Origin of the sequence: Sphingomonas sp. BLCC-B65 (genome assembly GCF_028550675.1) — a bacterium.
Taxonomy (GTDB): Bacteria; Actinomycetota; Actinomycetes; order Actinomycetales; family Microbacteriaceae; genus Microbacterium.
On the sequence record NZ_JAQQGL010000001.1, the window covers coordinates 2,320,010 to 2,344,596 of the forward strand.

18 protein-coding genes and 1 pseudogene are annotated in these 24,587 nt (G+C 70.9%); 8 read left to right on the top strand and 11 right to left on the bottom strand.

Annotation, left to right across the window (positions count from 1 at the left end):
• Nucleotides 1-63: 63 nt before the first annotated feature.
• Nucleotides 64-1,599, bottom strand: a complete 1,536-nt coding sequence (locus PP359_RS10945) for an ABC transporter substrate-binding protein (protein ID WP_036316088.1) — start codon at nt 1,597-1,599, stop codon at nt 64-66.
• 191 nt (nt 1,600-1,790) lie between these two features.
• On the opposite strand from PP359_RS10945, the gene PP359_RS10950 reads away from it, so the two are divergent.
• Both PP359_RS10950 and PP359_RS10955 read left to right on the top strand, forming a co-directional pair.
• Nucleotides 1,791-2,492, top strand: a complete 702-nt coding sequence (locus tag PP359_RS10950; protein ID WP_051039444.1) for a TetR/AcrR family transcriptional regulator — start codon at nt 1,791-1,793, stop codon at nt 2,490-2,492.
• On the top strand, nt 2,489-4,942 hold the full coding sequence (locus PP359_RS10955; protein ID WP_499250579.1) for a glycoside hydrolase family 2 TIM barrel-domain containing protein: 2,454 nt from the start codon (nt 2,489-2,491) through the stop codon (nt 4,940-4,942). Before PP359_RS10950 ends, PP359_RS10955 begins: the two co-directional genes overlap by 4 nt.
• Nucleotides 4,943-4,968: 26 nt before the next feature.
• On the opposite strand, the gene PP359_RS10960 is transcribed toward PP359_RS10955, so the two are convergent.
• From PP359_RS10960 to PP359_RS10970, 3 genes are all read right to left on the bottom strand, one after another.
• On the bottom strand, nt 4,969-6,321 hold the full coding sequence (locus PP359_RS10960; RefSeq protein WP_499250580.1) for an MFS transporter: 1,353 nt from the start codon (nt 6,319-6,321) through the stop codon (nt 4,969-4,971).
• Complete coding sequence (locus PP359_RS10965) at nt 6,318-6,767, bottom strand: MarR family winged helix-turn-helix transcriptional regulator (protein WP_112931889.1); 450 nt, start codon at nt 6,765-6,767, stop codon at nt 6,318-6,320. The genes PP359_RS10960 and PP359_RS10965 overlap by 4 nt, the downstream gene beginning before the upstream one ends.
• A 65-nt stretch (nt 6,768-6,832) precedes the next feature.
• Entirely contained in the window at nt 6,833-8,452 is a 1,620-nt protein-coding gene (locus PP359_RS10970) for a DHA2 family efflux MFS transporter permease subunit (protein ID WP_499250581.1), read from the bottom strand.
• Between the two features lie 59 nt (nt 8,453-8,511).
• Between PP359_RS10970 and PP359_RS10975 the strand changes: the two genes are divergently transcribed.
• Both PP359_RS10975 and PP359_RS10980 read left to right on the top strand, forming a co-directional pair.
• Nucleotides 8,512-9,393, top strand: a complete 882-nt coding sequence (locus PP359_RS10975; RefSeq protein ID WP_499250582.1) for an alpha/beta fold hydrolase — start codon at nt 8,512-8,514, stop codon at nt 9,391-9,393.
• A 153-nt stretch (nt 9,394-9,546) separates the two neighbouring features.
• On the top strand, nt 9,547-11,370 hold the full coding sequence (locus tag PP359_RS10980; RefSeq protein ID WP_499250583.1) for a LuxR C-terminal-related transcriptional regulator: 1,824 nt from the start codon (nt 9,547-9,549) through the stop codon (nt 11,368-11,370).
• Nucleotides 11,371-11,433: 63 nt separating this feature from the next.
• Here PP359_RS10980 and PP359_RS10985 read toward each other — a convergent pair.
• Nucleotides 11,434-12,930, bottom strand: a pseudogene (locus PP359_RS10985) (putative Ig domain-containing protein); the annotation flags it as partial.
• Between PP359_RS10985 and lplAB the strand changes: the two are divergent.
• From lplAB to PP359_RS11000, 3 genes are read left to right on the top strand one after another with little or no spacing between them, the layout of a single operon-like run.
• Complete coding sequence (gene lplAB / locus PP359_RS10990) at nt 12,860-13,909, top strand: lipoate-protein ligase LplAB (protein WP_499250584.1); 1,050 nt, start codon at nt 12,860-12,862, stop codon at nt 13,907-13,909. The pseudogene PP359_RS10985 and the gene lplAB overlap by 71 nt on opposite strands.
• Complete coding sequence (locus PP359_RS10995) at nt 13,906-14,799, top strand: DNA-methyltransferase (RefSeq protein ID WP_499250585.1); 894 nt, start codon at nt 13,906-13,908, stop codon at nt 14,797-14,799. The genes lplAB and PP359_RS10995 overlap by 4 nt, the downstream gene beginning before the upstream one ends.
• A 39-nt stretch (nt 14,800-14,838) precedes the next feature.
• Nucleotides 14,839-16,290, top strand: coding sequence for a carboxylesterase/lipase family protein (locus PP359_RS11000; protein WP_499250586.1), 1,452 nt, complete (start codon nt 14,839-14,841; stop codon nt 16,288-16,290).
• On the opposite strand, the gene PP359_RS11005 is transcribed toward PP359_RS11000, so the two are convergent.
• The 4 genes from PP359_RS11005 to galT are packed head-to-tail and all read right to left on the bottom strand — an operon-like array spanning nt 16,263 to nt 20,248.
• On the bottom strand, nt 16,263-16,937 hold the full coding sequence (locus PP359_RS11005) for a YdcF family protein (RefSeq protein ID WP_499250587.1): 675 nt from the start codon (nt 16,935-16,937) through the stop codon (nt 16,263-16,265). The genes PP359_RS11000 and PP359_RS11005 overlap by 28 nt on opposite strands.
• Nucleotides 16,938-16,951: 14 nt before the next feature.
• Complete coding sequence (locus PP359_RS11010; RefSeq protein WP_499250588.1) at nt 16,952-17,803, bottom strand: alpha/beta fold hydrolase; 852 nt, start codon at nt 17,801-17,803, stop codon at nt 16,952-16,954.
• 46 nt (nt 17,804-17,849) lie between these two features.
• The gene (galK, locus tag PP359_RS11015) at nt 17,850-19,049 is read right to left on the bottom strand and encodes a galactokinase (protein WP_499250589.1); all 1,200 of its coding nucleotides are present in this window, start codon (nt 19,047-19,049) and stop codon (nt 17,850-17,852) included.
• A complete protein-coding gene (gene galT, locus PP359_RS11020) occupies nt 19,046-20,248 on the bottom strand; it encodes a galactose-1-phosphate uridylyltransferase (protein ID WP_499250816.1) in 1,203 nt (400 codons plus the stop codon). Before galT ends, galK begins: the two co-directional genes overlap by 4 nt.
• A gap of 55 nt (nt 20,249-20,303) precedes the next feature.
• On the opposite strand from galT, the gene PP359_RS11025 reads away from it, so the two are divergent.
• Complete coding sequence (locus PP359_RS11025; RefSeq protein WP_499250590.1) at nt 20,304-21,314, top strand: LacI family DNA-binding transcriptional regulator; 1,011 nt, start codon at nt 20,304-20,306, stop codon at nt 21,312-21,314.
• Between the two features lie 22 nt (nt 21,315-21,336).
• On the opposite strand, the gene PP359_RS11030 is transcribed toward PP359_RS11025, so the two are convergent.
• Together PP359_RS11030 and PP359_RS11035 are read right to left on the bottom strand one after the other, a co-directional pair.
• Nucleotides 21,337-23,481 carry an alpha-galactosidase gene (locus PP359_RS11030; RefSeq protein ID WP_499250591.1) on the bottom strand — a complete coding sequence of 715 codons (2,145 nt, stop codon included), beginning with the start codon at nt 23,479-23,481 and terminating at the stop codon, nt 21,337-21,339.
• A complete protein-coding gene (locus tag PP359_RS11035) occupies nt 23,478-24,572 on the bottom strand; it encodes a LacI family DNA-binding transcriptional regulator (protein ID WP_374699898.1) in 1,095 nt (364 codons plus the stop codon). Before PP359_RS11035 ends, PP359_RS11030 begins: the two co-directional genes overlap by 4 nt.
• Nucleotides 24,573-24,587 lie beyond the last annotated feature (15 nt).

The following is a 24,587-nucleotide window of genomic DNA, read 5'->3' on the forward strand; positions in this document are numbered from 1 at the left end:
GGCTCTCTCCGGGTTCGAGCGGCGCTGTCCGCCTGCGGGTGCGCAGGCGGACAGCGCAGCGGGTCAGTTCTTCGGCGCGAAGCTGAAGATCGACGGGTAGGCGTTCGTCGGCCAGAAGTCGACGGTCGTGTTGGCGTCGGTGGCGAACGAGCCCTGAACGCGGAAGAACGGAGCGAACCAGGCCTGGTCGACCAGGTACTTGTTCAGGTCCTTGAGCGCCTGGGTGGCCTCGTCCGTGCTGCCGAACTGGATCGTCTTGATGAAAGCGTCGATCTTGGGGTCTTCGGCCTTGAACGGGTTGAACGTCGCGCCCGGAGCGATCATGAAGTTGATCAGCTGCCAGTCGGGGTCCTGCTGCAGCGCCATCCAGGTGGCGGGGAACTTCGGGGTCAGCATGTCGCTGATGAAGTTGCCCGTGCCGCTTTCCGTGTACTGCACCGTGATGCCGATGTCCTGCAGCTGCTGCTTGATCAGGTCGAACGACGTCTGGAAGGCGGGCACCGACGGCATGTTGATGGTCAGGCCGCTCGCGTAGCCCGCGTCGGCGAGGAGCTTCTTGGCGCCGGCCGGGTCGTACGCGTAGGTGCTGTCCAGGGCCGGGTCGTAGGCGACCGAGGACTTCGGGAAGACCTGCTCGGTGACGGTGCCGAATCCGCTCTGGAGGGACTTCAGCAGCGCCTCGCGGTCGAAGGCCATGTTGATCGCCTGGCGGACGCGAACGTCGCCGAGCGCCGGGTTCATCGTGCCGGCGCGGTCGAGCAGCAGCAGGCCCTGGAAGTCGAGTTCGTTGGACGCGATCGACCAGCCCGAGCCCTCGACCTCGCTGATCGTGGTGTTGTCCGCGATCTTCGCGCCGTTCGCCTCGCCGGCCTTGATGGCGTTGAGGATGGCGGTCGTGTCGTCGATGACGTTGACGGTCAGGTTGTCGTACTTGACGGCATCCTTGTTCCAGTAGTCGGGGTTCGCCTTGTACACGTAGGTCGTGCCGGTCACGGTCGCCGAGGTGTCCAGGATGTACGGGCCGGAGCCGACGGGGCGCGTGGCGACGTCGGAGTCGGAGAACGACGACGGCGCGGCGACGAGGCCCTGGGCGAGCGAGAGCGAGTTGAGCAGAGCCGGGTTCGGCGCGGGCAGCGTGATGGTGACGGTGTGGTCGTCGGTGGCCGCGTACTGGTTGCCCTTCATAGTGCCCGCCTGCGGTGACGTGCCGTCGCGGAAGCGCTCCATGCTGGCGACGACGGCCTTCGCGTCGACGGGGGTGCCGTCGGTGAACTTCGCGTCGGTGCGCAGCGTCAGGGTGAGGACGGTCTTGTCGTCGTTGTACGACCACTCGGTCGCCAGGTTGGGCTGGAGCTCACCCTTGGAGTCCTGTCGCAGGAGGGTGTCGAACACTGCCTCGAAGTACTCGCTGCGGTTGCCCCACTCGGCGCCCGCGCCGATGTCGTAGCTCGTGGGTGCGGCGATGGAGATGAGTGTGAGGCGGTCTGCGTGTGCGCCGCCTGAGCCGCTCTCGCCTCCGGACTCGCCGCCACCGGCGCAGCCGGTGAGTGCGAGTGCCGCGACGACCGCGAGGGCTGCTGTGGCCTTCCAACGGAACATCTTTGGTCCCTTTCTCGGGTGGGCGATACCCCTGCGGATCGCTCTGTCGGGGGACGCTAGCAGGAAATCCGAGTGCGCACTAGGTTTTTGGATCAAATATCGAGTGATCGCTAGGTTTTTGTTATGAGAGCGTGCACACTGGGGGCATCGGCGCCGACTCGCGGCGACCGGGATAGGGCACGATGGTCACGATGACCGACACGAACACACCGCGGCGCAGCCAGCGCGGCGAGTACGCGAAGAGCGAGGTGACGCGCGGAGCGATCCTCGACGCCGCGCTGGAGGTCTTCGCTCAAGGCGGGTACCGCGCCGGATCGCTGCGAGAGATCGCTCAGCGCGTCGGGATGAGCGAAGCGGGACTGCTGCATCACTTCAAGAGCAAGAGCACCCTGCTGTTGGCCGTGCTCGACCATCGCGACGAGCAGTCGCGTCAGATCGTGAACTTCGACGACGCCGACGGCGTCGAGACGTTGCGCGCGCTCGTGAAGCTCGCGCGGTACAACGCGTCGATCCCGGGGGTCATCGAGCTGTTCTGCACGCTGTCGGCCGAGGCGACGTCGCCGTCCCACCCGGCGCACGAGTACTTCCTGCGCCGTTACGAGTACGTGCGCGAGAGCATCACGGCGGCGTTCCGGAGGATCGCGGCAGAGGGGCGACTGATCCGCGAGATCGATCCGTATCGCGCGGCCGTCGCGACCACGGCGATGATGGACGGTCTCCAGGTGCAGTGGCTGCTGGATCCGACGTCCACTGACATGGCCGATGCCCTGGCAGAGTTCTTCCGGGGCTACGTGCGCGGGTACGACCTCGACGCGCTCGAGCAGTTGCTCGACGCGCGCGCCGCCGGATCATTCCCGAGCGGCGAGGGCGCCGGCTCGGTGCCCACGTCGTGAAGCGGGTTCCCTTCCACGTCGGCTGGACGGTCGGACCGAAGCTCGGCGCTTTCGAGAGTCGTGAGGGCGCCGCTGCTGCCGTGCCGGTCACCATCCCGCACGACGCGCTGCGCGACCTGCCGCGTTCCGCCGACAACGACGGCGGTGTGCATTCCGGCTACATCCCGGGTGGGGTCTTCGTCTACGAACGCTCCTTCGAGGTGCCGGATGACTGGCGCGAGCGGAGTGTGCTGATCGAGTTCGAGGGCGTGTACCGCGACGCCGTCGTGTTCATCAACGGAGACTTCGCCGCGCATCAGCCCGACGGCTACGCGGCCTTCGTCGTCGCCGCGGACGCGTTCCTGCGCTTCGGCGAGACCAACACGGTCACCGTCGAGGCGCGCGCCCACCGCGACAGCCGGTGGTACACGGGCGCCGGCATCTACCGGCCCGTGCATCTCATCGTGGCCGATCCGGTGCACCTGGCTCTCGACGGCACGACGGTGACGACCCCCGACATCGACGACGAACGAACGATGGTCGAGGTCACGACCATCGTGGAGAACCTCACGCGTCACACGCGCACGCTGCGGGTGCACTGGCATCTCGCCGATCCGTCCGGAGCCGTCATCGTGCAGGCGAACGCGCCGGTGACCGTGCTGCCGAGTGAGCAGGCGGTGGCACGGGCGCGCCTGTTCGTCGCGCGTCCCGAGCTGTGGTCGCCCGATCATCCCGCCCAGCACGCGGTGCGCATCAGCCTGGAAGACGCCGACGGCACGGTCGTCGACACGGATGCGGTGCGATTCGGCATCCGCCGCCTGCAGGTGGACGCGCGCCACGGGCTTCGCATCAACGGTGTGGGGGTGAATCTGCGCGGAGCATGCGTGCACCACGACAACGGCGCTCTCGGTGCGATCACCCATCCCGATGCCGAGGATCGGCGGGTGCGGCTGCTGAAGGACGCCGGATTCAATGCGATCCGCAGTGCACACAACCCGGCCTCGCGCGCCCTGCTCGACGCGTGCGATCGACACGGGATGCTCGTCATGGATGAGCTCAGCGACGTGTGGACTCATGCCAAGACCGGGTTCGACGCGTCCGTCGGGTTCGCGTCGCGCTGGCAGGCAGCAGTGGCGGCCCTCGTGGCGAAGGACCGCAACCGTCCGAGCGTGATCTTGTACTCGATCGGCAACGAGATCCTCGAGCTGGCGACGCCGCACGGGGCCACCTGGAGCCGGCGCATCGCGGAGGAGTTCCGGCGGCTCGACCCGACGCGCTACATCACGAACGGCATCAACGGGGTCATCGCTAACATGCAGCGACTGCCCGAGATCCTCGGTGAGATCGCAGCGACCGACCCGAACACGATGATGGCCGGGCTCGGCGCCCAGATGGCCGCCGCGAACGCGTCGGAGCTCATCACGCGTTCGACGGAGGAGTCGGCGGCGGTGCTCGACGTGGTGGGCTTCAACTACGGCGATGCCCGATACGAGATGGATGCGGAGCTGTTCCCGGGGCGGGTCATCGTGGGGTCGGAGACGTTCCCCGATCGGATCGCCGACCTGTGGGATCAGGTGCGCAGGCTTCCGCACGTCATCGGGGACTTCACCTGGACGGGATGGGACTACGTCGGCGAGGCCGGCATCGGTCGCGTCGAGTACACGGACGTCGACGACTACCGATCGACCGGGACCGCAGGCCCCTTCCCGTGGTTGCTGGCGCGGTGCGGCGACATCGACCTCACGGGTCGGCGAACGCCCGCCTCGTACTACCGTCAGATCGCGTTCGGTCTTCGCAGCGATCCGGCGATCGCCGTGCATCGCCCCGCACATCACGGGCGGCCGGTCGAGAAGACGCCGTGGTCGTGGGACGACGTGGTCTCGTCGTGGTCGTGGGGTGTCGAGCCGGGCTCGCCGGTGACGGTGGACGTGTACGCGGATGCCGAGGAGGTCGAGCTGCGCCTCATCGACGCGACCGGCGAGGTCGTGGTCGGTCGCGCGCCGGTGGGCCACCCGCGGCCGCTCATCGCCCGATTCGAAACGCAGTATCGGCCGGGCCGGCTTCTCGCGATCGCACGCCGGGGCGGGGCGGAGATCGGGCGGGCCGAGCTGGCGAGCGCGGGCTCGCCGGCGCTGCGTGTCCGCGCCGAAGACCTCACCATCGCGGCCGACGGGGGCCTTGCGCACGTCGTCATCGAGCTGGCGGACGCGGACGGCATCGTCGCGTGCGATAGCGACACGGAGGTCACGGTCACGGTGGCCGGCGCCGGCGAACTCGCCGCGCTCGGTTCGAGCCGAGGCCGGACGACGGAGTCGTTCGCGGGACCCTCGCGTCTGACCCACGACGGGCGTGCGCTCGCCGTGGTGCGTGCCACCGGCGGCGGGGAGATCATCGTCACCGTCGATGCGCCGGGGTACAGCCCCGCCGCGGTGCGGGTCGTTGCGCAAGCGCCGGCTGCTCGGACGTCCTGACAGCGCTGCCGCAACGAGCCGCCGTGCTACCGCCGCGTCGGGTCCGGGAGGGAGATGGGCGTGGTTCCCGCCACCTCGTCGCTGAACTCCTCCGGCGTCACGATGGACAGGGGCCGTGTCTCGTCCAGCGACAGCGCGAAGCGGCGCGACTCGTGGCGATGCAGCCGGCCTGACCACAGCAGCCATCCGAACCCGACGGCGAAGGCGACAAACGCCGCGGCGGCTCCGAGCAGAATGGCGGCGCGGGCACCGTACTCCGCGGCCACCCATCCCACGATGGGCGCGCCGATCGGCGTTCCGCCCATGAGGATCGCCATGTACAGGGCGAGCACGCGCCCGCGCAGCGCGGGATCGGTCGTCGTCTGCACGTAGCCGTTCGCGGTCGTGAGCGTCGTGACGACCGAGAATCCGGTGAACATCAGGGTGATGGCGTACAACCAGTAGTCCGGCATGAATGCCGAGACCGTTCCGACGACCGCGAACATGCCGGTGCCCACGATCACGAGACGCATCCGTGCGCGATCGCGCCGAGCGGCGAGCAGGGCCCCGGCGAGCGAGCCGATGGCGAGGATCGAGCTCAGCAGCCCGTAGCCGTCGGCATCCCGTCCGAACTCCAGGGCCATCGTGGAGGCGAAGATCGGGAAGTTCATGCCGAACGCGCCGAGCAGGAACACGATCACGAACGTCACCACGAGGTCGGGGCGGCTGCCGACGTAGCGGAAGCCGTCGGCCAGACGCGATGCTCCGGGCGCCGTGACGCGCGGCACGAGTTCCTCGGAGCGGATCAGCCGCAGAGCCACGATCATCGCGAGGAACGTCACCGCGTTGACCAGGAACACCCAGCCGGTGCCGACCGCGACGATCACGACGCCGGCGGCGGCGGGCCCGATCATCCGAGCGCCGTTGAAGGATGCCGCGTTCAGCGCCACCGCGTTCGAGGCGTTCTCGCGGTCGACGAGGTCGGACACGAACGCCTGGCGCGTCGGGTTGTCGAACGCCGCCACGAGACCCAGCGCGAAGGCGAAGACGTACATGAGGGGAAGCGTCATGACGCCGGTGAGGATCAGGATGCCGATGGTAGCGCCGAGCACCAGCAGCGAGCTCTGGGTCACCATCAGCAGCCGTCGCCGCTCGAACTTGTCGGCGACCCAGCCGGTCACGCTCACCAGCAGCAGGGGAGGAGCGAACTGCAACGCCATGGTGACGCCCATCGCACCCGCGTCGTTGTGCGTGAGCTGCGTGAGGACGACCCAGCTGAGAGCCGTGGCCTGCATCCACGCGCCGATGTTGGACACCAGGGCGCCGATGAACCAGACGCGGTAGTTGAAGACGGAGAACGAGCGGAACATCGCATTCGACGCGCGGGTGGGCGAGCTCATCGGGCGGCCACCTCCCGCATCAGCTCAGCCGCCGAGCGCAGCAGCTCGCGCTGCGCCGGCGTCAATGCGGCCAGGGCGTCTTCGAGCCAGGAGTCGCGCCGGCGGACGGTCTCGTCGACCACCGCGCGGCCCGAGTCCGTCAGCGCGATGTTGACCTTGCGGCGGTCGTCGGTGTCGGTCGTGCGGGTGAGATACCCGGACTCTTCGAGGCAGTTCACCGTACGGTTCATCGACGGCGCCGACACGCGCTCCCGGTCGGCGAGTTCGCCCAGGGTGTGCTGCCCGTGCACCGACAGCGCGGCGAGCACCGCGAACTGTGCGTCGCTCATGGTGTCGACGGCCCGCTGGGAGCGAAGTCGTCGTGCCAGGCGAAAGGTTGCCATGCGCAGTTCGGCGGCGGGTGTGGACAGGTCGGGTGCGGCGGGGGCGGGCGTCTCGGTGCTCATGCTGATACTTAGCATAGTTCATTAGTCATGCTAAGTATCGGGGATGCGGCTGTCGCCGCCGGTCCTCAGCTCTGCACGGACGGCTGCGCCGCGTCGGTCTCGTCGCGTCGCCGCTCGCGGCCCAGCGGAATCGTCGCGAACAGTCCCACCACGAGGAAGCCTCCGGCGGTGAACGCCGACAGCCGTGTCGCGTCGGAGAACGCCGCCTTCGCGTCGGCGGCGATCGGCGCGGTCGCCGGGTTCGCAGCGAGGCCGGCGATGGCCCCGCCCGAGCTGTCGACCACCGCCGACACGATCTGATCGCGCTCCTGTGCCGGCAGTCCGCGATCGTCGAGGGATGACGACAGGATGCCGGCGGTGCCGGTGAACAGCACGGTTCCGAGGATCGCGATGCCCAGCGCCGATCCGACCTGACGGGCCGTCGACTGCGTCCCCGACCCCTGTCCGGACAGCTCGACCGGCACGTCCTGCAGGATGACCCCCGTCAGCTGCGCCGTCGCGAGGCCCACGCCGAAGCCGTAGACGAACAGGGCGGGCAGCAGCCAGAGCCAGGCCGACTGCGTCCCGGCATCCCAGCCGACGACCAACCCCGCTGCGACCACGCCCACGATCTCGGCGACGAGGCCGGCGCGGACGATGAGCACGGCGCTGATCTTGCCGCTGGATGCGCCCGCGAACCCGCTGGCCACGAACGAGCCCGCGGCCAGCGCGATGAGGATGAGGCCGGTCTGCAGGGCGTCGAAGCCGAGCACGAACTGCAGCCAGAGCGGCAGGGACAGGATGATTCCGAATTCGCCGAGTGCGACGACGAGGGCGGCGATGTTGCCGCTGCGGAAGGTCGCGATGGAGAAGAGGCGGGGATCGAGCAGGGTCGGACGTCCTCGATGTGCCTGGCGCCGCGACCACGTCACGAAGCCCACGGCCGCGAGCAGCGCCATCGCGAAGGCCACCGGCACGGGCGAGACGGAGAACGGCCAGCTCCAGCCGCCGATGGTGAAGGGGTCGTTGACCTCCCACCATCCGAGGGTGCGGCCTTCGATCAGGCCGAAGACGAGGGCGCCGAAGAGGATGACAGACAGGACGGCGCCGATCGCGTCGATCGCGGGAGCGTTCTTGGCGCGCGACTCGCCCACCGCCCACAGCACTCCGATCGCGATGATGACACCGAGCGGGATGTTGATGCCGAAAGCCCAGCGCCACGAGAACGAGGTGGTCAGCCAGCCGCCGAGCAGGGGGCCGACGGCCGCCATGCCGCCGATCGTCGATCCCCAGACGGCGAAGGCGATGCCGCGCTCGCGACCCTGGAAGGTCGCGTTCAGCAGCGATAGCGTGCTCGGCAGCATCATGGCACCGCCCACGCCCTGGATGAGACGCGCGAGGATCAGCAGGTCGCCTGTCGGCGCGAACGAGGCCAGCACCGATGCGCCCGCGAACAGGGCGACGCCGATCAGCAGCAGCCGTCGCCGTCCGATGCGGTCGGCCAACGACCCGAACAGCAGCAGCAGGGAGGCGAAGACGAGGGTGTATGCCTCCTGCACCCACTGCACCTGGGTGGAGGTGATGCCCAGGTCGTCCACGATCGCCGGAATCGCGACGTTGACGATGGTCGAGTCGACGATGATGAGCGCGACCGCGAGGCTGATGAAGACCAGACCGATCCAGCGGCGTGACGTGACGTCCTTCATGAATGGCTAGCTTATCTAGCAATATCCGGAATGCCAACCACCGGTCCTAGACTCGGGCCATGACAGCAGTGCGGCGCGAGGAACGTTCCTTCATCGATCCTCACGGCATCCGCATCATCTACGACCTCTACGAGCCCGACGGCGACGCCCCGCCCGTGCGCGGCGCCGTGCAGATCCTCCACGGCGTCGGGGAGCACGCCGGCCGCTACACGCACGTCGCCGAGGCCCTCACAGCCGCCGGATTCCTCGTCTACGCCGACGATCACCGCGGACACGGGCGCACCGGCCTGGAGCAGCACGGCGGTGATGTGAGCCGGCTCGGTCGACTCGGCCCCGGTGGGCTGAGGGCTGCCGTCGCGGCCTGCGCACAGCTGAGCGGCATCATCCGCGCCGACCACCCCGAGCTGCCCCTCATCCTCATCGGGCATTCGTGGGGCTCGTTCCTCGCGCAGATGCTGCTCGACCGGCATCCGCGGGACTACGACGCGCTCGTCCTCACCGGCTCGGCGCTGCGCTGGCCGGGATCCCTGAACTCGGGTGACCTCAACGCGCCGTGGGCGGGGCCCGAAGCGATGGGATCGGAGTGGCTGTCCTCCGACCTCTCGGTCGGCCGCGCATTCCTCGACGACCCGCTGACCACCTCGGAACCGCTGGCGAAGCTTTTCGGGCCGCTGGACACGCTGCGGCTGGTCGGCAAGCCCGCGAAGAACCTTCCCCGCGACGTTCCCGTGCTGCTGATCATCGGCCGCGACGACACCGTCGGCGGTCCGCGCAGCATCCACCGTCTCGCCGCGGCGTACCGGCGGCGCTCCGGCCTCACCGACGTCACGACGCTCATCTACCCCGACATCCGGCACGAGGTGTTCAACGACGTGACACGCGACGAGGTGATCGCCGACCTGATCGCATGGATCGACCGGCACCTCCCGCCCTCGGGATAACGCCGCGCAGCGATCTTCGTGCGCGGCGACGCGTGGGGGAAACGGATGATTTCCGCATCGCGTGCGGTCTCCCCGTTTCGCGGCGCGCGCTCCCGTGTCAAGATTCCGGCAGAATCCGGCGTGAGCGCCGGTCAGTGCGGAGGAATGCGCGCGATGGCGAGGAGCACGGACCGCGACCGTGAGCAGGCTCGGGTCGCTCTGGATGCGACGCTCGTGAGCGTCTTCTCCGGCGACGCCGCGGATCATCTGTCCCGCCTGCAGGGCATGCTCGACACCGTGGGCGCCGACCCCGATGCGGCCGAGTCGCGAACCCGGCTCGCCGTCGCTGCCGCGATGGCCGCGGTCATCGCCTGTCGGTTCGACGTCGCCGCGGACTATGCCGCGCGCGCGGCCGATGCGGCCGTCGGCCTGTCGGCGGAGCTGACGCGCATGGTGGGCGCCGTCGTGCTGATGACCGACGCGATGGCGGGGACGGCGAATGCGTCTCGACGGGGGATCACGCTGCCCGCGCTCCTTCCCGGCGACTCCGGTCCGCGCCGCACGAGCGTGCGTGCCCGCCGCGATGACCTGCTGACGCGTTATCTCCTCGCCGAAGCCGCGCTCAGCGTCGCCGAATTCGACGTCGCCGAGCAGCTGATCGAGGGTGCCGGGCTCGCGCCGGGGCAGGTGAGCGCCCCTACGGGCGACGGCGAACCCGATGCGGCGGGCGCGCCGCCGGCGCGCATCGACGGCGCCGCGCTGACCCTCCAGCTTCTGCGAGCGCGGCTCAGCGCGTTCCGGGGGCGCGCCGCCCAGGCTCGGGTCATCGGCGAGGGTTTCGCCGCGGCGGGCGTCGCGGTACCGGAGCGCGCCTTCCTGGTGATCGACGCGATTGCCGCGTACGGTCACGCCCAGGCCGGCGATCGGCGCGCTTTCGAGCGCGCCGCCGCGGAGGTGCTCGCCCGTGCGCGCGACGACGCGAACTATCTGAGCGTCGGCTCCTGCCTCTACGTCGGTTGGGGCATGCGCACGCTCGGCCAGCTCCAGGCCTCCGCCGCGCTGCTCACCGCGATCGGCGGTCCCGGTCTCGCGCGCTGCAAGCTGTGGGATCGTGCCTTCGCGTCCGAGATCATCATCAGCGCCGCCGCTCAGCGCGGTGATCTCTTGCGCGCAGAGGAGTTGCTCGCCGAGGCGACAGCCCTCAGTTCGCACCTCGTCGCAGCCTCCGCGGTCACCCGTGCGCGCGGAGCGATCGCGGCGATGCGCGGACGGCTCGAGGAGGCGAGAGCCCACGCCGTCGCGTCGGTCCATCTCGACGAAGCGGTGGGTTCCGACATCGAGGCTCTGCGCGGGCGGCACCTGCACGCGAGTCTCGATCCCGACACCCGCCGCGCTGCCGCAGCCTTGCGCCGCATCGCGTCCGAGGCCGATCGGTTGGGGATCGAGTCGGTGAGGGCGCTCGCGGCCCGCGACTGGCGGCGCCTGTCGGCGAACGATCCCTCGATCGTCGGGGACATCAGCGTTCTCAGCTCACGGGAGCGCGAGATCGCGGCGCTGATGGCGGAAGGGCACAGCAACCCCGCGATCGCGAGGTTGCGATTTCTGTCGCTGGGCACGGTGAAGTCCCACGCCGCCGAGGTGCTGGCCGTCCTGGGGTTGCGCTCGCGGGTCCACCTCGCCGCCCTGCTCGCGCCGGTCGGCGACGAGGATGCCGCGGCGCATCTCAGCCCGCGCCAGGCGCAGGTCGCACGGCTGATCGCGGCCGGATTGCGCAATGCCGAGATCGCCAGCCGGCTCGGGCTCAGCGAGCGTACCGTCGAGAAGCACGTGTCCGCCGTGCTGGACCGTCTGGATGTGACCTCACGCGCCGCCGTCGCGGCGCGTGTGCCGCACGAGGCGGCGTCGCGTGAGAAGGACGCCGCCTCCGGCGAGCAGCATCACTCCGACGCCGAGGACGGGGCCGTTCACCGCACCGCCGCTGTCGGCGAGCCGGTGTGAGTCGCTCTCACCGTTCGCGGGCGCGGGCGCGGCCGCGGCCGGTGCGGCGCCGACGGCGATAGTCCACGTGGTCGTCGCCGCCGCCCCGTCGGACGATGACGCCGTGATCGTGTAGGCCGTCGCGGGGCTCTCGAGGCTCGGTGTGCCCGAGACCGAGCCGGTTGCCGGATCGAGCGTCAGACCGGCCGGCAGGGCCGGCGTCGCGGCGTAGGTCACCGGCAGGTCGAACCCGGATGCCGTGAGCATCGCGGAGAACATCGCGCCGACGGTCGCATTCGCCGCGGGAGCCGTCACCGCGGGGTCCGCGAGCATGGCGATGCCTCCCGGCACGTGCGCGTCGGCGACCCACACGCGCGCGCCGGACGGCGAGACGGCGATCGCCGCTGCGCTCGTCTCGTCGATGGCGAACGACGTCTCTGCGGTGCCGGTGACCGGGTCGACGACGGTGACGGTGTTCGCGCCGACCACGTAGAGCGCGGATCCGTCGGGGCTGTACGCGACCCGCGTCGCGGGCACGGCGGACACCGTTGCGCTGACGCTGCCGAAGCCGGGCGAGGTGGGATCGACGTCCACGAGGAAGACCAGCCCGTCGATGGGGGAGGTGACCGCGGCCTGCGCGCCGTCGGGAGACAGCGCGACGTCGTACGCGCCGGAGCTTGCCGGCAGGGTGATCGCCGTCGTCGGCCCGGTGAGGGCGAACGGGCCGTCGAACAGGTACAGAACGCCCACTGCGCCGGCCGTGCCTGCGAGCAGGATCGGGTTGTCGTTGCCGTTTCCCGCTCCGACGGCGACGCGGCCGAGCGTCGATGGCGTCGCGGTCCCGAGGGGGATCGGGCTGATGGTGCCCGCCCCGACGTTGACGCGGTAGATCGCGCTCGGGCTCACCGCGCTCGGCACGACCACGATGCTCGGCCCGTTCGCAACCGCCGCCAGCGCCCCGAAACCGGTGCCGGGAAGTGCGCTGACCGCGTCGACGCTGCCGTCGCCGTGGACGAGCGAAACCCAACCGTCGTCGGTGACCACGTAGGCGCCGGTGTCGTCGGGAGCTGTGGCGAGATCCGTCGGCACGCCGAGCCATGCCGGCGGCGACGAGGTCGCTCCCGTCATCGCGTTGGTCGCGGTGTCGATCAGGCCGACGGCATCCGACCCGTCGACGACGAACGCCACGCCGCCCGATGTCGACAGCGTCATCGCCGTCACCCCTCCCGCGGCGCCGCTCACGGACGCGACGACGTGCACCGCGGACGAGCTCGCCGCCGCCGGGGCCCCGCCGAGGGTCACGGCCACACCCATCGAGAACAGGGCGGCGCTCACGGCGGCGAGCGGCGCGACGGCGCGCCGGGTCGGGTGCGTGACGGGAGAGAGGGCGGGGCGGACCGAGAGAGGGGGCACCCCGTCATCATCGGGTGGAGCGTGCGGCGCGTATATGGGTGGACGGAGTGATTCCGGCGTGCGCCGGAGGGCTGTCCCGACCTCGTACGCTGGAGTCATGCACGGGGAGTACAAGGTTCCGGGCGGCAAGCTCGTGGTCGTCGACCTCGAGGTCGACAACGGACGCATCGCCGATTTCCACCTCGCGGGGGACTTCTTCCTCGAGCCCGACGACGCGCTGGCCGACATCGACGCCGCCGTCACCGGGCTTCCCGTGGAGACGGATGCCGCGGGCATCGCCGCGGCCGTCCGCGGGGCCCTGCCCGAGGGGGCGCAGCTGCTCGGATTCACGCCGGAGTCGGTGGGCACGGCCGTCCGTCGTGCGCTGGTCACGGCGCCCGGATGGCGCGACTTCGAGTGGGAAGTCGTGCACGAGAAGGCGGACTCGCCCGCCATGAACCTCGCGCTGGACGAGGTGCTCACGACGCGCGTGGGCGACGGGCGTCGCAAGCCGACCCTGCGCATCTGGGAGTGGAACGAGTCGGCGGTCGTCATCGGCTCGTTCCAGTCGTACCGCAACGAGGTCGACCCCGAGGGCGCGGCGCGGCACGGGTTCGACGTCGTCCGGCGCATCTCGGGCGGCGGCGCCATGCTGATGGCCGCCGGGTCGATCGTGACGTATTCGCTGTACGTCCCGGCATCCCTCGTCGCCGGCCTCACCTTCGCCGACTCCTATGCGTTCCTCGACGACTGGGCCCTGCAGGCCCTGCGCTCGCTCGGAGTGGATGCCGTGTACCAGCCGCTCAACGACATCGCCTCGCCGACCGGCAAGATCGGCGGTGCCGCGCAGAAGCGGCTCGCCAACGGCGGTGTGCTGCATCACGCGACGCTCTCGTACGACATGGACGGTCAGGTGATGACCGAGGTGCTGCGGATCGGGCGCGAGAAGCTGAGCGACAAGGGCACCGTGTCTGCGGCCAAACGCGTCGACCCGCTGCGGAGTCAGACGGGACTGCCCCGCGAGGCGATCATCGAACGATTCGTGCAGACGTTCTCCACGCTCTACGGTGCCGAACCCGGTCATATCACCGAGGAGGAATACGCCGAGGCCGCGACCCTCGTCGAGGAGAAGTTCTCCACCGACGCGTGGCTGCACCGCGTTCCGTGACGGACGCATCGGCACCCGGCGCCGTCGATCCTGCCGGCGCCGTCGAGATCCATCACGGCGACAACCTCGCTATCGCGCATGCTCTGCCGGATGCCGCGTTCACCCTGATCTATCTCGACCCACCGTTCAACACGGGGCGGCTGCAAGGCAAGGCGATCGAGTCCGCGGACCGCAGCGGCGTGCGCGGCGAGGTCAAGACCGGCTTCCGGGGCACGAGCTATGCACGCCTGCGTGGTGATCTCCGCCGCTACGACGACCGCTTCGACGACTATTGGGAGTTCCTCGAACCGCGTCTGCGCGAGGCGTGGCGACTGCTCGCCGACGACGGCACGCTCTACGTGCATCTCGACTATCGCGAAGCCCACTATGCGAAGGTGCTGCTCGACGCGCTCTTCGGGCGCGAGTGCTTCCTCAACGAGCTGATCTGGGCCTACGACTACGGCGCCAAGAGCCGCCGCCGGTGGCCCACGAAGCACGACACGATACTGGTCTACGTGAAGGACCCACGCGGGTACTGGTTCGACTCGGATGCCGTCGACCGAGAGCCTTACATGGCCCCCGGGCTCGTCACGGCCGAGAAGGCGGCCCGGGGCAAACTCCCGACCGACGTGTGGTGGCACACGATCGTGCCGACCAGCGGCCGCGAGAAGACGGGCTACCCCACGCAGAAGCCCGAAGGCATCCTTCGTCGGATCGTCCAGGCGTCCAGCCGACCCGGCGATCGCGTGCTCGATCTGTTCGCCGGCAGCGGCACCACGGGGGCGGTGTGCAGCGCACTGGGGCGCGACGCCGTGCTCGTCGACGACAACCCCGAGGCCATCGCGGTGATGCGCCGCCGCATGCCGCATGCGCGCATCGTGGCGGCCGAGCCGCGACCGCCCGTGCCGTGATCGACCCCGGCCCCGATCGGGCCGTGCCATGATCGGACCGTGCAGAGCGATCCCGAGATCCTGATCACCGCCGGACGTGTGCGCGGTCGCTGGCGGACGGCGGCGGACGGGAGCCGTTCGGCCGCGTTCCTCGGCATCCCGTTCGCGGAGCCGCCGGTGGGAGAGCGGCGCTTCGGCGCGCCGGTGCGCGTCGCGGCGTGGGAGGGCACGCGGGACGCGGGCGCGTTCGGCGCCACGGCGCAACGCGGTGACCCCGGGATCACCCTCATCCCCGAGCCCAGTATTCCCGGGGACGGCACGCTGAACGTCAACGTCTTCACCCCCGACCCGGGAGCCGCCGGGCTTCCGGTGCTCGTGTGGATCCACGGCGGAGGCTTCTTCTCCGGCTCGCCCGCCAGCCCCTGGTACGACGGCCGTGCCTTCGCGCGTGACGGTGCGGTGACCGTCACCGTCTCGTACCGGCTCGGCGTGGACGGTTTCGGCCACATCGACGGCGCGCCGTCCAACCGCGGCGTCCGCGACTGGCTCGCGGCGCTGGAGTGGGTACAGGAGAACATCGCCGCCTTCGGGGGCGATCCGGCCCGCGTGACGATCGCCGGCCAGTCGGCCGGAGGCGGTGCGGTGCTGACCCTCCTCGGGATGCCGTCGGCACAACACCTGTTCCACCGGGTGTGGTCGCTGTCTGCCGCTCTCGGCGACGTGGAGCCCGAGCGCGCTCGGGCTCTCACCGCCGCGATCGCCGCCGCAGCCGGGGTCTCCGCCGACCGCGACGGGTTCGCGTCGATCCCCGAGGAACGCCTGCTCGCGCTGCAGAAGCAGGCGACCGCGATCGATCCGAAGGCGGCGGCGCAGATGCTCGCTGCCGGGCTCGCCCTCGGTCCCGAGATCGACGGCGAGCTGCTGCCGCGCGCGACCGGCGCGTCGTTCGCGGCCGGCGTGGGAGCGGACAAGCCGCTCGTGCTGGGCACGACCGACGACGAGTTCACGATGATCTTCGCGGGCGCGGCCCGGGCGATGCGCTGGGTGCCCAGGAGCATCGTTCTCGGTCGTCTCGGGCTGGAACGACGACGGCGCCGCGCCTACCTCGCGGCCAACCGCGACGTCGCCGCGCACGGGACGGCGCGCGTCGCCGGTCGCTATCTCACCGACCGCATGTTCCGAGAGAAGAACGTGCAGCTCGCGGATGCGCGCGGTGCGGCGCCCACCTGGATGTACCGATTCTCGTGGCCGTCGGGGCGCTTCGGATTCGCGGAGCACTGCCTCGACGTGCCCTTCTTCTTCGACTGTCTGGATGCCGAGGGCATCGCCCCGCTGGCGGGCGATGCGCCGCCCCCGCAGCTCGCCGACGCGGTGCACGCCGACGCGGTCGCGTTCGTCGCCGGCGGCGATCCCGGATGGACCCGGTGGAGTGCGGCGCAGGCGGCGCGGATCTACGACGTACCGGTCTCGGAGCGGGTCGGCGCCTACGCCTCGGTGGCGCCCCTGCGCTGAGCACCCGAGACGGCGTCCTCGCCGACGCGCACGCCGATGACCGCTCGGTTCGCGGCGGCCATGGCGGCGGCGCGTCCGGCCGAGCGCGCCGCGACGAAATCGTAGAAGGTGAGCGCGAGTCGCAGGGGGCCGAGCTCGAGCGGGCGGAAGTCGCGGGTGCGGCGAAGACGCGCCCACAGATGCGGATCCAGATCGTGCAGGTAACCGCGGGCGCGGTGGGCGTGCGCCGTGTTCGAGGCGATGCGGATGGTGCGGGCCTCCCGCAGCCACGGCAGACTGAACGACAGGTTCTCCCGTGTGCTCACGGCCGCCGACTCGATGGCGACGGCATCCGGCGGCACGCCCAGACGAACAGTCGCGTGACGCGCCATCACCACCGCCTCCGGTTCGGTTCCGCGTACGGTGCCGCCGGAGAAGACGAAGAGTGCGTCGGGCGGTGCCGAGCGCACCGCGATGCGCGTCCGCCATGCCTGCAGGGCGTTGAGTCGACCGTCCGCCCGCGAGCGGAAGCCGAGCACGAGCACGACGTCGCGCCCGCTGGCGGGGCCGGCGGTGGGGGCCGCGGGATAGTCCGCGCGCGAAGTACGCCACGCCTGCACCTCACCGAACGCGACGATCGCCCCACCCGCCGCGGCGACCCACGGCATCCACCCGAGGAGCCTCACACGCGGAGGAAGGCGAGCAGCGCCTCGTTCACCTCGGCGCCGTGGGTGCGCAGCAGGCCGTGCGGCGCGCCGTCGATCTCGACGTAGGTGAGATCCGTGCCCTCCGGGATCAGATCCTTGAAGCGCCGCGCCGTCTTGTCGATCGGGAGGATGTTGTCTGCGGTGCCGTGCAGGATCAGCGTCGGGACGGTGATGGCCGGGATGTCGCCCCGGAAGTCCGTCGGCCACGTCAGGGGAGCGGCGGCGATCGCGGCGTTGCCGGCCTGGTTCGCGACCTGGACGGAGGCATCGACGGCCTCCTGCGAGATCCGCCGGCCGAGCAGGTCGTCGAGGTTGTAGAAGTCGCGGAAGAAGCCCGTGAGGAACGCGGCGCGATCGGCGGCGACCGCCGCCGCGGTGCCGTCGAAGAAGGCCTGGTCTCCGGCGCCGTCGGGGTTGTCGTCCGTGATCAGCAGGAACGGCTCGAGCGATCCCAGGAACGCCGCCTTCGCGACGCGCTCCGTGCCGTAGCGGGAGAGGTAGCGGGCGATCTCGCCGGTTCCCATCGAGAAGCCGACGAGGACGACGTCATCGAGATCGAGGTCCTCGATGAGCGCGTGCAGGTCGGCGGCGAAGGTGTCGTAGTCGGAGCCCGAGGCCGTCTTGCTCGAGAGTCCGAAGCCTCGGCGGTCGTACGAGATGACGCGGTACCCGGCATCGTGCAGGGCGCGCTGCTGCAGGTCCCATGACTCGCCGTTCAGCGGGAAGCCGTGGATCAGCACGACCGGCTGAGCCTCGGACGGACCGTGATCGGTGTAGAAGATGTCGATATCGGTCGAGTTCTCGGTCCCGACGGTGATGTAGGCCACGACTGCTCCTTCCGGGATGCCGCGGATCGGCCTCCCGCCCTCGACGCTACCCGTCGCGGCGTGCGCCGTCCGAGGGATGCACGGTGAACACGTGCGGAGCGCCGAAGTCCGCGGCTTCGAATGCCGCGACGACGCGGGCGGTCGCCTCCTCGACGAGATCACGATCGATGAGTGCGATCGCGGCGCCGCCGAAGCCGCCGCCGGTCATGCGTGCGCCGACGGCTCCTGCCGCCCGTGCGGTCTCCACGGCGAGATCGAGTTCGGGTGTCGAGATCTCGAAGTCGTCGCGCATCGACGCGTGCGACGCGTCGAGCAGCGCGCCGATGGCCCGAGGTCCCTCCGCGCGCAGCAGACGCACGGCGTCGAGGACCCGCTGGTCCTCCGTGACGACGTGGCGCACACGCCGGAAGGTGACGTCATCCATCAGCGCGCGAGCGCGGTCGAGGTCGGCGGGCACGAGATCGCGCAGGGCGGCGACCCCCATGATCTGCGCGCCGCGTTCACAGGCTTCGCGCCGCTCGCCGTAGCCACCGGTGGAGTGCGCGTGGCTCACGCGGGTGTCGATGACGAGCACCTCCAGCCCTGCGTCGGCGAATCCGAGCGGGACCACATCGGCCTCCAGCGACCGGCAGTCGAGGAAGATGCCGGCATCGGCGCGTCCGAGCATCGAGGCCATCTGGTCCATGATCCCGGTGGGCGCGCCCACGGCCAGGTTCTCGGCGCGGCGACCGGCCTGAGCGAGATCCACCGGCGAGAGGGAGAGCTGCCACACGTCGTTGAGGGCCGATGCCGTGGCACCTTCGATCGCCGCCGACGACGACAGCCCCGCGCCGACGGGCACGTCGGAGGCCAGAGCGATGTCGACGCCCGTCAGCACGTCGGCGTCGCGGCCGGCGGCGCGTGCGGCATCCCGCAGCGCCCACGCCACCCCGAGCGGGTAGCGCGCCCACTCGACGATCTCATCGCGTCGGTCGGGGAAGAGGGCGTCGAGGTCGGCCAGCGCGACCTCCACCGGCACCGGATCGAAGGTCGATACGACGCGGATGCGGCCGTCGTCGCGCGTACCCAGCGCCGCGATCGTGCGGCCGTCGATCGCGAAGGGGAACACGAAGCCGTCGTTGTAATCGGTGTGCTCCCCGATGAGGTTCACCCGTCCCGGAGCCGACCAGTAGCCCACGGGCGCTGCGCCGGTGAGCTCGCCGAACAGGTCGTGCGCATCGGTGCGCGGTGTGGCCGTGGTCGTCACAGCTGGACTCCTTCGATGGCGGATCGCAGCCGGTCGGCCGCGGTCTCGGGGGGGACGTCGCCGATCCAGGCGCCCATGGCGGCTTCGGATCCGGCGAGGAACTTGAGCTTGTCGGCCGCGCGGCGCGGGCTCGTGATCTGCAGGTTCAGGCGCACCGTGTCGCGGCCCACGTGCACCGGGGCCTGATGCCACGCGGCGATGTAGGGCGTGGGGTCGCCGTAGAGGGCATCGATGCCGCGTAGCAGGCGCAGATAGATCGGCGCGAGCTCGTCGCGTTCGGCGTCGTCGAGGGCGGCGAAGTCGGGCACGTGGCGGTGGGGAAGCAGGTGCACCTCGAGCGGCCAGCGGGCGGCGAACGGCACGAACGCGGTCCAGTGCTCGCCCCGCAGCAGCACGCGGGGGCCTGCCTGCTCGAACGCGAGGATACGAGCGAAGAGGTCCGGTGCCGTCCGGTCGATCGCGTCGAGGAGTCGGGTCGTGCGCGGGGTGATGTACGGATACGAGTAGATCTGACCGTGCGGGTGCTGCAGCGTGACGCCGATCGCCTCGCCGCGGTTCTCGAACGGGAACACCTGCTGCACACCGGGCAGCGCAGACAGCGCCGCCGTGCGGTCGGCCCAGGCCTCGATCACCGTGCGTGCGCGTGTCGGTGTCTGCGTGCCGAACGAGCCGCTGCGCTCCGGTGAGAAGCAGACGACTTCGCAGCGGCCGACGCTCGTGCGGGTGCGCCCGAGGCCCAGGTGTGCGAGGTCGTCGAGTCCGCGCGGAGGGTCGGATGCCGCGGGGGCGTCTCCGGTGGCCTCCGCCAGAGCCGGGCCGAAGGAGGGGGAGCGGTTCTCGAAGACGGCGACGTCGTACTGAGAGGGGATCTCGGAGGGGTTGGTCGGCGTCTGCGGCGCGAGCGGGTCGAGTTCCGCCGGGGGCAGGAAGGCGCGGTTCTGCCGAGCAGCGGCGACGGAGATCCAGTCTCCGGTGAGGATGTCCTGGCGCATCGTCGCCGTCGCGGGACGAGGGTCGAGGCTGCGCGCATCGACGGCGCGGTCGGCTCCGAGCGCCGTGTCGGGGTCGTCGAAGTAGATGAGGTCGCGCCCGTCGGCCAGCCGTGTGGGGCGCTTCACCACGCCCGCGCCCAGGGACACCGCGGGCAGGGGCAGCGGCTGAGGGGTCGCGGCAGCGAGGTGAGAAGGCGGCTCCGGCATGTTCACGATAACACGATAGGGCTATGTGCGTGCTATCGTCAACACGGAGGTCGGGATGGCACACAAGCGCGCGTCGATGGCGGATGTCGCACGAATCGCGGGGGTGTCGGCGCAGACCGTCTCCCGGGTCGTGAACGCCAGTCCCCGGGTCGATCCCGCCACCCGCGCCCGCGTCGAGGAGGCGATGGCCCGCAGCGGCTACCGCATCCACCGCGCCGCCCGGGCGCTGCGGACCGGGAGATCGGGCACGATCGGCGTCGTCGTCTCGACGCTCGCGACCGTCGGCAACTCGCTCATGCTCGAAGCCGTGACCGATGCCGCCGCCGAACGCGAGCACGACGTGGCCGTCGTCACTCTGGGTTCCGGAGACGCGGCCGAGGCGCTCCAGCGACTCAACGAGCAGGGCGTGGACGGTGTGGTCGTCATCAACGAGGCCTCCGCGCTCGTCCGCTCTGCCGATCTGCCGATCGCTCTTCGACTGGTCGTCGTCGACTCGGCTCCCGACGACCGCTTCGCCGGTGTGGAGACCGATCATGCCGGGGGAGCCGCCGAGGCGACCGCGCATCTGCTCGCGCTCGGCCACGCGTCGGTCGCGCACATCGCCGGCCCGGCGACCTCCTACGCGGCGGCCGAGCGCGAGCGGGGCTGGCGCGACACCCTCGAGGCGGCGGGGCGGCCGGTCGGCGCGCTCGTGCGCGGTTCCTGGACCTCGGCATCCGGCTACGAGGCAGCCCAGACACTCATCGACGACGGCGCCGTCGGCACCGCCCTGTTCGTCGCCAACGACCAGATGGCCCTCGGGGCGCTGCGCGCCCTCGCCGAGCACGGTGCGCGGGTGCCCGAAGACGTCAGCGTCGTCGGCTTCGACGACGTCGACGACGCGGCGAACTACCGGCCCCCGCTCACGACCGTGCGCCAGCTCTTCGACCGGCTCGGTGCGCAGGCCGTCGCCGCTCTTCTCGACGAGGGCGACGACCTCGAGTCCACGTCGGCGACCGGGGCGACCCGCGCCGTCATGCCGGCTCCCCTCATCGTGCGCGACAGCACGGGCCCCGCGCCGGTCTGATCGCGGGACGACGTTCGCGAGGTCAGTCGACGGCGACGGCGTCGATCAGCGCCGCGGCCTGCGGCTGCAGCACCGGCGGCCGGAGCCCCACCGATGCCGCCGCACGGCCCGTCATCGTGACCGGCGCGGCCTCCCAGGCCAGCGGTGACTGCCCGAGGTAGCCACCGGCCCCGTCCGGGATGGCGATCGACACCCGGTACCGGCGGTCGGGGTCGAGCCCCGGCAGGGTGATCGGCGCGGGCGGATGCAGTGCGCTCGTCCGCACCTGCGTGTGGACGTAGACGGCGCGCGAGCGGTCGCGGGCCACGGTGCCGCGCAGGTCGAGGGCGGGGTCGGCGAGGTCGGCGTGCACGCGTCGGCCGGTGGCGATGAGGTCGCGGTGCTCGCGGTAGAGCTCCACCCACGCGGCGATCTGCGCGAGGGTCGTCTCGTCCTCGGCGGTGAGGTTCCACTCGATTCCGAGGTGACCGAACAGCGCGGTCAGCGCGCTGAACGGCAGCGAGACGCTCCGTCCCGTCGAGTGCACGACCGGGCTCGTCAGGTGGGCGCCCATCATCTCGGGCGGGACGATCAGGCCGGTGTAACGCTGGGTGTCGAGGCGCTCGAGGGGATCGAGGCAGTCGCTGGTCCAGATGCGATGCGTGCGCTGCAGGATGCCGAGGTCCACCCGCGCCCCGCCCGACGCGCACGACTCGATCTCGAGACCGGGGTGCCGCTCGAGCAGCTCGTCCAGCAGGCGGTACAGCGCGAGGACGTTCTCGTGCGTCCGGGGGGTGCCGTGCGCACCCGATCCCGCCTCGGCGAGATCCCGGTTGTGATCCCATTTCAGATAGGCGATCGGGTACTCGTCCAGGAGGGCGTGCAACCGGTGCGCGATGTAGGCGTAGGCCTCGGGGTGGGACAGATCGAGCACCTGCTGCTGACGTCCCGGCGGGGGCAGCTCATCTCGCGCGCGCAGGATCCAGTCGGGATGCCGCCGCGCGAGCTCGCTGTCGGGGCTGATCATCTCCGGCTCGACCCAGAGCCCGAATTCCATCCCCAGCCCGCGCACGTGCTCGATCAGCGGGCCCAGCCCGTCGGGCCAGACCTCGGCATCCACCCACCAGTCCCCGAGTGCGGCCGTGTCGTCCCGGCGTCCGTGGAACCATCCGTCGTCCAGGACGAAGCGTTCCACGCCGACACGCGCACCGCGGTCGGCGAGGGCGCGGAGGGTGTCGAGGTCCTGGCGGAAGTACACCGCCTCCCACGTGTTGAGGGTGACCGGTCTTGGCCGTCTCGGATGCGCCTCGCGTGCCCGCAGCTCGTCGTGGAAGCGGGCCGCGAGCTCATCGAGGCCATCGCCCCACGAGCCGATCGCCTCGGGAGTCTCGTAGCTCTCGCCCGTGGCGAGGAGAACCTCGCCGGGCTGCAGGAGCTCGCCGGCGCGCAGCACCGCGTCTCCGGTGGGCGTGCGCTCCGCGAGAAGGCGGTGATCGCCCGACCACGCCACGTGCACCCCGTGCACGAGTCCGCGCTCGAAGCCGAAGCCGGGGACCCCCGCCGCGAGCAGCAGGGTCGCGTCCGCACCCGGGCGGCCGCGACGGCTCTCGCGGACGAATCCGCCGATCGTGAACGGCTGACGCTGCGGCGCGCGCTCGCGCAGGTGGTGACCGGTCGTGCTCAACAGCTCGGCGGCGCCGGGGGGCAGGGGGAATCCGGCGGTGAGCGCATCCACGCGGTAGGGCGCGGCGCCGAGGTTGGTCACCCGCAGGCGCTGGTGCAGAAGGCCGCTCACGCCGACGGCGAGAGCGATCCGCACCTCGAGTGCGGCGGCACCGTCGCGGAGCGTGAAGGTCGCGGCGTCCGGGGTCACGTCGGCGTCGACGAGGGTGAGACGCGTCGAGAAATCCGCGCCCGCGCGATCGCCGCTCAGCCCGGGGGCCGTCAGCCATCCTCCGGACTGCTGGGGCAGCAGGGTCAGTCTCGCCGTCGTGTCCAGGCCGCCCGAGACACGCTGCGGGACGGCGGCCCGGGCGAGGTCGGCGAGATCGGATGCCGCGAGCTCGCCGAGATCGGGCCCCCAGTGCACGATGATCGGCTGGTCGGCCGACACGAGATCCAGCACGACGCTCGTGCCGCCGGCGCGAAGGTGGGCATGAGGGGGGACGGCGGTGGAGGCAGAGGTCACGAGCGGTCGTCCTTCGTCGGGCAGCGGGGGTGCGGTGCGGTGGAGGCGCGCGTCACGAGCGCCGTCGACACATGGTGCACGCCGCCCGCGACCGGGCGGCCCTCGATCTGGTCGACGACGAGAGAGACGGCCAGCGAGCCGGCGGTTCCGAAGTCCTGGCGCACCGTGGTCAGCGGCGGCCAGAAGTAGGCCGCTTCGGCCATGTCGTCGAAGCCGACGACGCTGACCTCGGCGGGCACGGCGCGACCGCGCTCGTGGAAGGCGCGCATTGCGCCGAGCGCCATCTGGTCGTTCGCGGCGAACAGGGCCGTCAGCTCGGGCTGCGCCGCCAGGAGGCGACCGATGCGGTAGCCCGACTCGGCGGTCCAGTCGCCCACGTGGACGTGCGGCACCGCCCTGCCCGCCGCCTCCAGCGTCGACTGCCACGCCCGTCGACGCAGCTCGGCGGCACGCGAAGCGGGGGGTCCGGCGATGTGCCAGACCGTCTCGTGGCCCAGCGAGAGCAGGTGCTCGACGGCGAGGCGGCTGCCCTGGTCCTGGTCGGCGGTCACGGAGGGGTGCTCGTCGCCGGCGCCGGACTGGATGAGCACGCTCGGCATGCCCGCGGGAAAGCCGACCGATGCCGAGGACATCAGATGCGACTCGATCACGACGATGATGCCGTCGACGGCGTCCTGGTCCAGGCGTGACACCGCCGAGGCCACGGCGTCGCCGGCGGCGAGGGCCGGCTGGGCCTGGATGAGCTCGATGGCGTAGCCGCGGGCGGCTGCGGCGGTGAGGATGCCGCCGATCGTGCCGATGTTGCCGAGCGAGTCGAGGCTGAAGACCACGACCCCGATGGAGCCGAAGGCGCCGCGGCGCAGGGCGCGTGCCGCGACGTTGGGGCGATAGCCCAGCTCGTTCATCGCGGCGAGCACACGGTGGCGGGTCGCATCCGCGACTCGTTCGGAATTGTTAGCGACTCGTGACACGGTCTGTCCGGAGACCCCCGCGCGCCGCGCGACATCTTGCAGCGAGGCGCTGCGCGCGCGTTCCGCTGAGCCGTTCATCCGCGTTCTCCCTTGAGCGTCGATCCGGAACTCTTGACACATGTTGACGTCAACATG

Coding starts and splice junctions, on each gene's coding strand:
- PP359_RS10945 (WP_036316088.1), bottom strand. CDS start 1,599: ATGTTCCGTTGGAAGGCCACAGCAGCCCTCGCGGTCGTCGCGGCACTC.
- PP359_RS10950 (WP_051039444.1), top strand. CDS start 1,791: ATGACCGACACGAACACACCGCGGCGCAGCCAGCGCGGCGAGTACGCG.
- PP359_RS10960 (WP_499250580.1), bottom strand. CDS start 6,321: ATGAGCTCGCCCACCCGCGCGTCGAATGCGATGTTCCGCTCGTTCTCC.
- PP359_RS10965 (WP_112931889.1), bottom strand. CDS start 6,767: ATGAGCACCGAGACGCCCGCCCCCGCCGCACCCGACCTGTCCACACCC.
- PP359_RS10970 (WP_499250581.1), bottom strand. CDS start 8,452: ATGAAGGACGTCACGTCACGCCGCTGGATCGGTCTGGTCTTCATCAGC.
- PP359_RS10975 (WP_499250582.1), top strand. CDS start 8,512: ATGACAGCAGTGCGGCGCGAGGAACGTTCCTTCATCGATCCTCACGGC.
- PP359_RS10980 (WP_499250583.1), top strand. CDS start 9,547: ATGGCGAGGAGCACGGACCGCGACCGTGAGCAGGCTCGGGTCGCTCTG.
- lplAB (WP_499250584.1), top strand. CDS start 12,860: ATGCACGGGGAGTACAAGGTTCCGGGCGGCAAGCTCGTGGTCGTCGAC.
- PP359_RS11005 (WP_499250587.1), bottom strand. CDS start 16,937: ATGCCGTGGGTCGCCGCGGCGGGTGGGGCGATCGTCGCGTTCGGTGAG.
- galT (WP_499250816.1), bottom strand. CDS start 20,248: ATGCCGGAGCCGCCTTCTCACCTCGCTGCCGCGACCCCTCAGCCGCTG.
- PP359_RS11025 (WP_499250590.1), top strand. CDS start 20,304: ATGGCACACAAGCGCGCGTCGATGGCGGATGTCGCACGAATCGCGGGG.
- PP359_RS11035 (WP_374699898.1), bottom strand. CDS start 24,572: ATGTGTCAAGAGTTCCGGATCGACGCTCAAGGGAGAACGCGGATGAAC.